Source organism: Sphingomonas bacterium (assembly GCF_903643065.1).
In the GTDB taxonomy this organism is placed as follows: Bacteria; Pseudomonadota; Alphaproteobacteria; order Sphingomonadales; family Sphingomonadaceae; genus Sphingomonas.
In genome coordinates this window covers 1-11,704 of sequence record NZ_CAHJWX010000022.1, presented here as the reverse complement: position 1 = coordinate 11,704, position 11,704 = coordinate 1, and the positions used below count along the sequence as shown (strand labels likewise).

Here is an 11,704-nt window from a genome sequence, read left to right as displayed (position 1 = left end):
GACAACAGGTCCGCTTGATGCGGTTCGGTCCTACTGGTGCGGTTTTCCCGAGGCGGTGCAGCGGGTTACGCGCACACGCGGGGGACGCGATCGGGCGGCATGCCAGATTCGCCTTGAGGCGGTTTTTCACGACCGCGCGAGCGGCCTTCAAAGAACGAGCGGGATCATGCGCGCGGACGCGCGGGAGAGCAAGCGGCTGAGGAAGAAGGGTCAGTCTTCGCCGTCGTCGGCGAGCGCGGCGTCCAGGAGGGCGCGGTCGCGGACCAGGCGCGCGCCGGGGTGCGTGGCGGCGTGGATCTCGGCCAGCTTGGCGATCGACACGCGGGTGTAGATCTGCGTCGTCTCCAGGCTTTCATGGCCGAGCAGGGCCTGGATGAACCGGATATCGGCACCGCCCTCCAGCATCAGCGTCGCGGCCGTGTGGCGCAGCAGGTGGCACGAGCCGGGCTTGCCGATCCCGGCCGTGGCGACGTGGCCGCGCACCTTTTCCGACAGGCGCTTGGCTTCCAGCGCACGACCGTCGCGGCTGAGGAACAGCGTGCCGGGGTCGCGACCGAGCACCAGGCCGGGGCGCACGCGGTCGCGGTAGGCGACCAGCCAGGCCTTGGCGCGCTCGCCGAGCGGCACCACGCGGTCCTTGTTGCCCTTGCCCTGCCGGACGATGAGCGTCGAACGGGCATAGTCCACATCGTATAGCTTGAGCGCGATCAGCTCGCCGCGCCGGATCGCGGTCGCGTAGAGCAGCTCCAGCATGGCGCGGTCCCGCAGGCCGAGTGGCACCGCGATGTCGGGCACCGCCATCACCGCCTCGGCTTCCTCGGCCGTCAACACTACGGCCGGCAGACGCCGCTCAGGACGCGGCAGCTCCAGCTCGGAGGCCGGGTTGGACAGGATATGGTTTTCGCGCGCGAGCCATTTGAACCAGGCGCGCAGGGGGACCATCCGCGCTGCCTGCGTGCGGAACGTCAGCGGCTCGCCGTTGCTCTTGCGGTGATAATAGAGGTGGCGCTGGAACCGCTCCAGGACCGGCTTGGTCACTTCATAGGGCCGCTCGATGCCGCGTTCGCCGCACCACAGGATGAACGTCGCCACGCTGTGGCGTCGGTCCAAGATGGTGGCCGGTGAGTAGTTGCGCACCGCGAGCGCCGACAGGAACCGCTCCATGTGCGAAGCAAGGCTGTCCGGATCGTGCCGACCCGGCAGCGGGGGAAGCGCGCGGCGCGGCATCAGCGGGCAGCGTGGGCGTATGACCGGCGTTCGCCGCCAGCGACCGAAGACGTGGTTTCCGGGGACGGCGCAGGACACAGCGCTGGAAGCCGCACGATCCCTGCGGTTGTGGCAGATTCAGGGTGCCGACCGTTGGCCGACCGAGGCCCGACCGCACCCCGACCGGGGGCCGACCGGTCGCCATTCAGCCCCGACCGTTCGTTGTCGTAGCGTTGCCCGCGCAGGGCCTCGACGTCGATCAGCCCCATGACGAACGGCGCGCCGGCCTCGCCTTCGCCTGCCCAGGCCAGTTCGTAGACGAACCGGGTGCCGTCGCGGCGCATCAGCAGATATTCGAGTTCCTCCAGGCGGTGCAGGTGGAGCTTGAGCTGGGTATCGCCCCAGCCGGTCGCCTCGCGGACCTCGCGACGCGTGAACCGCACATCGCGGGCGCGCACCCCCTCGGTCGCGGCGCGCGCGTCGATATGCTGGCGGACCAGGTGCAGCAGCGTCCGCGTCTGGGGCGGCAGTTCGTCGAGCGTAGTGCCGAGGACGGCATGCGCGAGCCGGTTGGCGACCGCGATGTCCTCCAGCGTCGCCTCGATATAGACGAGCGGTGCGGTGCCGGGACGCACCAGTGTGCGGGTCGGGCGTTGATGCTGGTGGAGCAGCGCGATCGCGCGGATCAGCCCCAGATATTTGCGATGGTCGCGACGGGTGCGCGTCTTGTCGTCGAGGAACGTCAGTGCTTCCGCGAACGGATTGACCACCTTGAGCGGCTTCACCAACCGCTGCGCATTGTGGTGCAGCGCGCGGATGGCGGCACCATTCTCCCGCGCCGACAGCCCCGCCAGGGTTTCCTCGTAGCGTTGACGGACATGGATGGCGCGGGTCTGTTCGCGGCTTTCGTCGATGGTCAGGACCAGGCAGCGGTTGCGCAGTTCCTCGTCCAGGTCGATCGCCGTCGTCGTCAGCATCAGCGCGACCGGCCCCTCGACCTTGTAGTCCTGCGTCACCAGCTTGCCCGTGGTCGGGTCCTTGCCGGTCGATGCGATGGTGAGCGTCCCCTGGCTCTGGAGCAGTTTGAGGGCATAGGCGGCTTGGCGCGCGCCTTCCTCTTCGGCGATGGCGAGCGCCTTGTGTTTCAGATCGGCCTCGCCGAGGTAGAACAGGGATTGCCCCGTCATCGCCGAGTAGGTGACCCGCTCTTCTTCGGGCACCAGATCGAGCACCGCGTCCATCAGCGCGCTCTTGCCGGCCGCACTGGTCGATTGGATCAGCACCGCGAGCGGCCGATCGAGCTTGCGGCTGAGCGCGGCCAGATAGACGCACAGCGCATTCTCGGCCTCGCCGACCACGCCCGACGCGGCGATGTCGGCCGCGATCCTGTCCATCAGGTCGGGCGCTTTCAGCCAGGCCAGCGCGGCCGCTTCGTCGCCGGCAGTGATGACGACGCCGGGGGCCGGCGCGATCGAGCGCAACAGCCCTTCATGCACCGCCTCGAGCTTGAGCAGCACCTGCCCGATATCGCGCTTCACCGCATCGGCCGGCAGCCCCAGTTCGTTCGCCGCCTCGGCCACGAACGCAGCCCGCGCCTTGGCGCTCATCAGGTCCAGGCCATCGACGTGGAACGCTTCCCCGCGCCGCACCATCAGGTTGACCTTCATGGCTTCGGGCGATGCGTTGCGCGCGAGGCCGCGTGCGCGCCAGGTCCGGTCGCCGAGCTGGATCACCACCTCGCGCTCGCCGACCTCGGCCTCGACCGTGGGTGGCGGCGATGGCGGGATCGGGCTGGCGATCGTCGGTTCGGGCAGGTCCGGTTCGAGCAGGTCCGGTTCGGGGGGCGGTTCAGGCTCAGCGGCTGAGAGAGGAACGGTGTCCATGATGTCGCCGGGACCGGCATCGTCATCGAGCGGCACCCGGCGCGGCCGACCCTCGGTGCCGGCCATCCACTCGGCCGCGCGCAGCAGCGCGCCCAGGCTCTTCGCGGCCGGCGTGACGGTCAGCGCATAGCTGTTCGCATCCATGCCCTTGGGGAAGCCGATGCGGTAGACGCCCATCCCGTGCGGGGCGAGCCGCGCGGCAACGGCAGCCGCGCCCTTGTCGCCGGCAGCGTCGCGATCATAGGCGATCAGCACGCGGGCGACGCCGTGCTCGACCAGCGCGGCGATTATCTCGTCGGTAAGCCCGCCCGCGCCCCACGCCGTCGTCACGTTGCGATAGCCGGCACACCAGAAGGTCATGGCGTCGATCGGCGCTTCGCACAGGATCATCTCGTCCGATGCCGCGAGCGCGGGCCAGTTGAGCACCCCGCGATGCGGCCCCGGCAGATACAGGTGGTCGGGCGTCCCCTTGCGCAGATCGTCCCTGATCTTGCGGCCGTACAGGTTGACGACGGTGCCGGCAGCATCGCGGATCGGCACGACCAGCGAGCCGCGCAGATGTTCATGGCCGCTGTCCCGCAGGACGCCGAGCCGCTGGAGCTGGCCGCGCACGTCCGCGCCGGCCTTGCGGTTCGCGGCCGGCAAGCGGTAGCCCAGCGTCCGGTCGGCGAAGCCGAGGCCGAACGTGTCGATGAGGTCGGGATGGGCGAGGCCACGTTTCGTCAGATAGGCCAGCGCCTCGGGGTTGGTCCGCAGCGCGCGGGTGTAGTAATCGACCACTTCGCCCATCAGCTTGCCGTCCTCGGCCGTGCTCAGCACCGGCAGCTTGACGACGGTCGAACGCACGATCGGGGCCGCATCCGGGGCGGGCGCATAATCGCTTCTCAGCAGCTCGACCGCGTGCCGGAAGCTCACGGCCTCGCGTTTCATCACCCATGCGATCGGATCGCCGCCTGCATCGCACGCCCCGAAGCAGCGCCACAGATTCTTGTCCGGCGTCACCACCAGCGACGGGGTGTGATCGTCATGGAACGGGCACCGCCCAACCAGGTCGCGTCCGCGCTTTTCCAGCACCACCCCCGACGCCTCGACCAGCCTTGCCAGGCTCACGTCCGTCTTCAGCCGCTCTATCTCGCTATCTGCGATTCGCGCCATAAACCGGGGATTCTCCAAAAACCTGTCAAGAGGGATTCGAGTTAATTAACTCCCTTTTGTATCACTACATATTGGAGTAGAGTCAACCGATGTTCGCAACTCGTGAGGTATAGCCGTGTCCGTAACCCAACGGATCGTCACGACCATGGCCGCCAAGAACGAAGCCTTCTTCAAGCAGATGGGTGCGCGCATCGCGCAGGCCCGCAAGGAGCGCGGATTGACCCAGGAGCAGCTTGCCGAGCAGCTCGGCGTGTCGCAGCAAGCGCTGGCCCATTACGAGGTCGGCCGCATCGGCGTCGCATCGGCGATGCTACCTCGGTTCGCCGAGCTGCTCGATGTTTCGTTCGACGAGCTGCTGGTCGGGCAACCCTCGATCCGCATCCCCGGCAAGCGTGGCCCCGCCTCCAGACTCGAGCAGCAGATCGCCCGCGTATCGCAGCTTCCCAAGGCTAGCCAGAAGGCGGTGATGCAAGTGCTCGATGCGATGATCGCGCAGCACGCCGCCTGATCTTCCCGCCGAAGTCGGCGAGGACCATGTCGGGCACCTACCGGGGAGCGGCAACCATGCCGCAGCCTAAGGCGGAGCCGTTTAGCAGCTCTATACTTGGATAGAGGGCGCGGGGACCACGCGCTGCATAAACCCTGCCAGCGCATTATGACCACCAAGCTCGATGCCTAGTTTGGTCAACGCATCGTGGATCACCTGATCTGCTGCGATAAAAGCGTGACGCCTGTTGCCATAACCACGCCGATCGAGCGCGGCGTGCGCCCCATCAGCGCTCATGGCGTCGAGCGTGTCCTCGGTATCCGGGCTATAGGGTCGGTCAGGTCGCGCCATGTGACGTAGCGCTTCCACCTCGACGCGCCAGAAGATCGCGGGCCGATCGATCACGAAGCCACGCGAAGCCGCATCGACGACCAGCCAGACCTCTAGCACGGCATCCCGCAACCGAGGCCAGGCTTCCGATACGAGCCTGATCGCGCGCAGCGGCATCACACCGAACTGGGTCAGCTCCATCGCCGCCACCAACTGGAACAGTTGATCGGCGTCATATTCTGCCGGGGTTCCACGACCTGCGCCGACGCCGACCGGGAAGCCCCGGCGCGTGATTTGCTTCAGCCGTCCCGCATAGGCAGCGAGATGGTCAGGGGCGATGTCGTGGAACTGGGCAAGGAAGTGTTCGACCTTGCGCGAGCCTAGCGTTTTCATGATAATGTGCGTCCACCCTATTGCGGTATGCGTGGCGATGCCCTACGCCGTAGTGTGTAGCCACATTACCGTAAAGGTCGTCACCTTGTCCACACAGAACCGCCTCCCGCACACTCGCACCGTCCTTGGCGGGCCATCCTCGCAGACCGTGCATTATCCGCACATTGCCCTGCCTTCAGCAGGGGCACGAGGCTTCGCCTCGCGCGAGGGGTAAGCAACACACCTGACGCACCTCGTGCCCCAACGTTTCCAACAGCTTAGCCGTATCTCCCCGTATACGCCCTAAGTGCAGCTAGCCGCTAAGATACTGACAACGCACCGTATTCATCAGAGAACCGACCATGACCAGCATTGTCGTCCATACCCGTCTCCCGCACGACCTCGCCGATGCGCTCGACGCCCGCGTTGCCGTGGATGGCACCAACCGCGCGGAGGCCGTGCGGACGCTGCTGGCGGTCGCGCTCGCCATCCCGCAACCGGCTATGCCCACGGCGACTGCTCCGCAGTTGGACCGCATCGCCGACGAGGTGGGCGCGCTGATCGCCAAGGTCGATGCCTGCCTTGCCGCAAGCCTGGGCGCGAACGCCGCTGCCCGGCTCGGCGCGCTCATGATGCTGCCGACCGACCGTCAGGCCGCGTTCGTCGAGAAGCTCGGCAAGGCGGTGCAGCCGTGAGCCGCACCCTCGAACAGGTCAGCCGGGGCCGTGCGATCGAGGCGCGGCGCGGTCAGGCGGTCCTCGCGATGCTCCAGGTGGCAGCCTTGGGCGCGCTGCTGGGATTCGTGATCGGCGCGGCGACCGTATGGATGATGACGAGCATCGACGATCGCCATCTCGCCGTGCTGTGGTTGCGCCAGCAGCTCAACCCTGCGCTGATCTTCCAGGTGCAGCAGACCGGGTTCGGAGGTCCGGTCCCGTCGCCCGAGCGCGTCGCCGCGATCCGGCTGCTGACCAGGATGGCCGTCGCCGGCGTCGTCGTTGCAGCTCCGCTCGCGATCGGCCTCACCATGCTTTTGCGACGGCAGTGGATCATGACCGCGCAAGCGGCAGCGCTCGACCAGGTGCTCCGAGGCAACCGCGTGGCGACCGCCCAGGAACTGACCGCGCTGGTCATGAAGGCCAAGCCGCAAGGCCCGCTGCTGCGCATCGGCACCGTGCCGATCCCGCCCCAGGACGAGGCCCGCCACATGCTGCTCGCTGGTCGATCCGGCAGCGGCAAGACGACCTTGCTTCACGCGCTCGTCGCCCAGACCGCCGAGCGCGGCGAGCACGCGATCCTGTTCGATGCCGATGGTTCCTATGTCGAACGCTTCTACAACGCGGCGCGCGGCGACATCATCCTGAACGTCATGGATGCCAGGACCGCGCGCTGGAACCCGCTCGCCGATGTCGCCGACCTCGCCGACGCCTATCGGCTGGCAGCGGTCCTGCTCTCCAAGCCCGCCAACATTTCCGAAGCGACGATATGGTATGACCAGGGCCGCGCCGTGCTCGCCCAGATCATCCATCATCTCGCTCGCACCGGGCAGACCAGCCTCGACGACCTCGCCACCATGATTACCAGCGCCAGCGCCGATACGCTGCGCGGCATCGTCGCAGGCACACCGGCCGCGCGCGCGTTCGAGCCAGGGGCCGAGCGCGCGACCGCTTCCGTGTTGTTCATGCTCAACGGCGCGGCCCGCATCGTCACCGCGCTCGCAGCCGTGCCCCCGGATGCAAGCCCGTTCAGCTTCGACGCCTTCTATGCGACCCTCGACCAGCACACCGGCCCCAAGCCCCTGATCTTCCTGTCCTCGACCAGGCGCAGCCGCGAGGCGACCGCCCCGATCATCGCCGCGTGCATCGATGCAGCCGCGAGCGCCATCCTGCAACGCTCGATCGACGGTGCCCCGAAGGTGTGGATGTTCCTCGACGAACTGGCGTCGCTGCCCCCCGTCCAGAGCTTGATGGTACTCCTCCCCGAAGGCCGCAAGTATCAGGTCGGCGTCGTGCTCGCGTTCCAGTCGATCGCCCAGCTTCACCAGACCTACACCGAGGCGGGCAGCCAGGTCATTACCGGCCAGACCGCGACTCAGGTGCTGATGGCGACCGGCGACCATATGACCGCCAAGTGGGGCGTCGATCTATTCGGCACGATCGAGGTCGAGAACCAGCGCCCCAACGAGTCGCTCGGCACCGACCCCAAGGCCGAACGCGGTTCGCTCGCCACCACCCGCGAGCGCAAGACCCTCGTCATCGACGCCGATTTGACCGGATTGAAGACCGGCGAGGCGTTGCTGCGGCTGAGCGGATTGCCGATCGCCCAGCTAACGATCGATCCGCCCCAGGCCATGCCCGTCATCGCCCCCGCGTTCATTCCCGCAGCCGTCCCCATGCCCGTCGTCGCTGCGATCGTCGGCGACACCCCACCAACGCCCGCGCCCGCATCCCGCATCGAGGATCGCGACGACTGGCTGACAGCAGGACCGTTGTGATGGTCGCCCGCATCGTCGAACTCACCGACCCGGCAGCCGCTGCCGCCTATTACGAGGCGGACGATTATTATACCGGCGACGCCAAGGCTCCCTCGCGCTGGCAGGGACGCGGCGCCCGCGCGCTCGGCCTCAATGGCGAGGTCGAGCATGAACGGTTCGCCGCGATGCTGGAGGGCCAGCTCCCCAACGGCGTCACGCTCGGCACGACCCGGCACGGCCGCACCGAACACAAGCTGGGATGGGATTTGACCATGTCGGCCCCCAAGAGCGTGTCGGTCCTCGCCCTGGTCGCAGGCGACCGCCGTCTGCTCGACGCCCACGACCACGCCGTCACGGTCGCGCTCGACTATGCCGAACGCCACGGGGCCGTCACCCGCATCCGCGACGGCAAGAAGATCGAGCGCGTCGCAACCGACAGCCTGGTCGCAGCGACGTTCCCGCATTTCACCGCGCGCGCGACCGAGGACGCCCCGCCAGACCCCCAGCTCCACACCCACTGTGTCATCATCAATGCCACCCAGCGCGATGGCCCCAGAGATGGGGGCGGCGCGTGGCGCAGCCTGGAGAGCCAGCCGCTCTACCAGCTCCAGATGGACATCGGCGCGGTCTACCACCAGCAGCTCGCAGCCGAAGCGATGCGGCTCGGCTACACCGCGACCATCGACGCGGATTCGACCTTCAAGCTCGACGCAGTGCCCGACGACGTGGCACTCGCCTTCTCCGGCCGCTCCGCCCAGATCGAGGCGGCGCTCGCCAAGCGCGGCAAGACCCGCGCGACCGCCAGCGCCGCGCAGAAGGCGACGATCGCGCTCGACACCCGCGCGCCCAAGGAAGCCGTCGATCACAAGGAACTCGCCGCAGCATGGCGCACCTGCGCCGATGCGCTCGGATTCGGCGAGGACGTGCGGCGCGGCATCGTCGTCCAGGCCCAGGCCCGCGCGGCCGAGCAGCCGACCCTTGGCACCGCCGCACGGATGCGCGCGGCCGACCGGGCCCTCGCCGACGCGGCCGAGCACGTCGCCGAACGCGACAGCGTGTTCACCGCCGCTGCCCTCGAACGCGAGGCCGGTCACGTCGCGCGCGGCCACGCCACCCACGCCGATATCGTCACCGCCATCGTCCGTGCCGAACGCGCACAGGACCTCGTGATTCGTGCCGCCCCCCGCATGGCAAGCGGCACGGTCGGCTATACCACCCGCACCGCCATCGCGACCGAGCAGCGCCTGCTCGCGCACGAGCGGGCAGGCCGCGCACGGTTCGCACCCTTGCACGACCGCATCGAGGCATCGCGCATCGTCGCCGCGGCCGAGCTGGCAGCGGCGACGCACGGCCATAGCTGGACCGAGGGACAGCGCACCGCCACGCGCGGCCTGCTGCTGTCGTCTTCGGCGATCACCGGCGTGCAAGGATCGGCCGGGACCGCCAAGACCACGACCGTCCTCTCGACCTACGCCGACGCCGCCCGCGCGCAAGGATATGAGGTCCATGCGCTCGCCGACACCTCGACCGCAGCGGCCGTGCTCGGTCGCGCCATCCGCGCCGACCATATGACCGTCGCCATGCTGCTGACCAAGGGCGACGACACCGCCAAGCCCGGTCGCACGGTCTATCTGGTCGATGAGGCGACGATGCTCTGCGCCCGCCAGACCGACGCGCTGTTCGTGCACGCCGCCAAGGTCGGCGCGCGCCTCGTCCTGGTCGGCGACGTCGATCAGCTCGGCTCGGTCGGAGCGGGCCGCGCGTTCGGCCAGCTGCAGGACGCCGGGATGCCGACATTCGTGCTCGACCAGATCGTCCGACAGACCAACGCCCGCACCCGCGAAGCCGTCGAGGCGATGCTCGCAGGCGATGCGAAGGCGGCGTTCGAGGCGCTCGATGCCGGGGGCGGGCGCGTCGTCGAGCAGCCCGACGCCCAGACCCGCGTCGCCGTCATCGCGCGGGATTTCGCCGCCCTGTCACCCGAGGACCGCGCCGATACCCTCGTGCTCGATCCGACCCGCGAAGGACGCCAGAACCTCACCGACGCCATCCGCGTCGCGCTGGTCGCGGACGGCACGCTCGGCGATGAGGCGATCACTGCGACCGTGCTGGAACCCCGCGGCCTGTCGCGCGCGCACGCCAGGCACGCCGCCAACTACACCCCCGGCGATATCCTGACGTTCCGCGAAGGCGCGAAGGGCAAGCCGCGACCCGGCATCGGCTATCGCATCGACAGCGTGGACGCCGAGGCCGGGACCGTCCGCCTCGTGCCGCCCAGGGGCAAGACCCACGACTGGCACCCCGCCCGCTGGGGCAGCACCCATGCCGAGGCGTTCACCGAGGTTTCCCAGGAGTTCCGCACCGGTGACAAGCTCCAGTTCACCCGCAACAACTACCGCGCCGAGCGCCGCAACGGCGATACCGCGATGGTCGTCGCGATCGACCCGCAGGGATCGAGCGTCCTGGTCGAGAAGGACGACGGCGAGCGTCAGATGCTCGACCTTCGCCACCTCGCCGATCGCCACATCCGCCCCGGCTGGGTCCGCACGATCCACAGCAGCCAGGGCGCGACGTGCGATCGGGTCATGGCCCATCTGGAGAGTTTTCGCGCCAACACCGTCGATACCCGCGCCGCCTATGTCGCGATCAGCCGCGCCCGCGATGGGGCCACGATCTATACCGACAGCCGCGCCAGGCTCACCAAGGCACTCGGGTTGCGCGACGGCGCGCAGGTCGGGGCAATCGATGCGACGATGGGGCGGGAACGTGATATTACGACTGGATTAGGACTGGACTAATAGCAAGCGACCAAGGCGTAGCCCTAAAATAAAGTATAATCAGCCATATCTTCTAACTCGTCTCGATCTCCACCATATTTTTCATACGACGCTATTAAAAATTCTCTCATATAATCAACGAGGTATTTTAGCTGAGAGCGTCCTACAGTGACGGCATATATCTCATTGTAGTTTTCAATTCGGCGAACATTGAGCGTTACATGCGTTTGTTGGATATCAACCGATAGGTCGTATCCGCTAAATGTCATCTTTCTTTGTATAAGTCCCTGCTTACCAGATTTGATAATAGACACTATTTCTCTAAGCCACTCGGAAAGAGGAAGCTCGAACTCATATTCGCGATCAGTATTAATACTGATTAAAACATGGTCGAACTCATATATCTGAAAGATGTTCTTAATTGCTTCGACAATCATTCCGTCATTCGAGAGGGCGGTGCAGTGAATGCTTCTAATTATCCCGACGTTTTCCAACTTGCTCGTCCTTAATTGGATATACGTTCATAATAACCCTCACTTCGGGAGGACCGGCAGCCCTCGTTCCGGTGACTGCATCGGCGATAGGGGCCGAAGCAGCGGCTTCGGCACGGGCCTGTCCTGCCACTGTTGGATCGCCCACGTCACTGAGCGGCACCGTAACGACGCGAACCATACTTTGCCCCTCAGAGCCAACTCCTCGGAATGTGTCGCCAACACCTTTTAGAGTAAAAAGGAAGTCCCTCGTAGAAACAGCCTTGCCATCTGTTGCCGTTCCGTTGCGTCCTTCATCATTTACTGCGCTCGGGTTGTTCATCGCGTTCTGCGCATACCTTGCCAGGTCCTGACGGCTAGGCTCGGTCCGAAACTTGTCATTCGACCTCGTTGAGTCAGGCCCGTGCCGATCGATGATCGTATCGTATCTTTTCTGTGGCAAGACATAGACTATGCGCCGACCGTCCTCCCGAGGATCGATTGTCTGGTTGCCGCTCGGGTCCCTGCCATTAACCGGATCGTTTGCGACA

9 protein-coding genes are annotated in these 11,704 nt (G+C 66.7%); 4 read left to right on the top strand and 5 right to left on the bottom strand.

All coding sequences use genetic code 11. The annotated features are described in order from the left end of the window. Positions 1-210 precede the first annotated feature (210 nt). Together xerC and HUU95_RS01800 are read right to left on the bottom strand one after the other, a co-directional pair. Complete coding sequence (gene xerC, locus HUU95_RS01805; protein ID WP_174278525.1) at positions 211-1,227, bottom strand: site-specific tyrosine recombinase XerC; 1,017 nt, start codon at positions 1,225-1,227, stop codon at positions 211-213. Then, positions 1,227-4,244 carry a CHC2 zinc finger domain-containing protein gene (locus HUU95_RS01800; RefSeq protein ID WP_174278524.1) on the bottom strand — a complete coding sequence of 1,006 codons (3,018 nt, stop codon included), beginning with the start codon at positions 4,242-4,244 and terminating at the stop codon, positions 1,227-1,229. The genes xerC and HUU95_RS01800 overlap by 1 nt, the downstream gene beginning before the upstream one ends. A gap of 145 nt (positions 4,245-4,389) precedes the next feature. Here HUU95_RS01800 and HUU95_RS01795 point away from each other — a divergent pair, with 145 nt between their 5' ends. Continuing rightward, positions 4,390-4,752 (top strand): helix-turn-helix domain-containing protein, encoded by a 363-nt coding sequence (locus HUU95_RS01795; protein WP_174278523.1) that lies wholly within the window; start codon positions 4,390-4,392, stop codon positions 4,750-4,752. A 90-nt stretch (positions 4,753-4,842) separates the two neighbouring features. Here HUU95_RS01795 and HUU95_RS01790 read toward each other — a convergent pair whose 3' ends face one another. After that, complete coding sequence (locus HUU95_RS01790) at positions 4,843-5,454, bottom strand: hypothetical protein (protein ID WP_174278522.1); 612 nt, start codon at positions 5,452-5,454, stop codon at positions 4,843-4,845. A gap of 341 nt (positions 5,455-5,795) precedes the next feature. Between HUU95_RS01790 and HUU95_RS01785 the strand changes: the two genes are divergently transcribed. Genes HUU95_RS01785 through mobF form a run of 3 tightly spaced genes read left to right on the top strand, consistent with a single transcriptional unit; the run spans position 5,796 to position 10,704 of the window. After that, positions 5,796-6,128, top strand: coding sequence for a hypothetical protein (locus HUU95_RS01785; RefSeq protein WP_174278521.1), 333 nt, complete (start codon positions 5,796-5,798; stop codon positions 6,126-6,128). Beyond that, complete coding sequence (locus HUU95_RS01780; protein ID WP_174278520.1) at positions 6,125-7,927, top strand: type IV secretion system DNA-binding domain-containing protein; 1,803 nt, start codon at positions 6,125-6,127, stop codon at positions 7,925-7,927. Before HUU95_RS01785 ends, HUU95_RS01780 begins: the two co-directional genes overlap by 4 nt. Further along, positions 7,927-10,704 carry a MobF family relaxase gene (gene mobF, locus HUU95_RS01775; protein WP_174278519.1) on the top strand — a complete coding sequence of 926 codons (2,778 nt, stop codon included), beginning with the start codon at positions 7,927-7,929 and terminating at the stop codon, positions 10,702-10,704. The genes HUU95_RS01780 and mobF overlap by 1 nt, the downstream gene beginning before the upstream one ends. Before the next feature lie 23 nt (positions 10,705-10,727). On the opposite strand, the gene HUU95_RS01770 is transcribed toward mobF, so the two are convergent. Beyond that, positions 10,728-11,177: a hypothetical protein gene (locus tag HUU95_RS01770; RefSeq protein WP_174278518.1), complete on the bottom strand. Its 450-nt coding sequence runs from the start codon at positions 11,175-11,177 to the stop codon at positions 10,728-10,730. Continuing rightward, positions 11,155-11,704: hypothetical protein (locus HUU95_RS14285; protein ID WP_217429722.1), on the bottom strand; the 550-nt coding region annotated here is incomplete at its 5' end. The genes HUU95_RS01770 and HUU95_RS14285, both read right to left, overlap by 23 nt.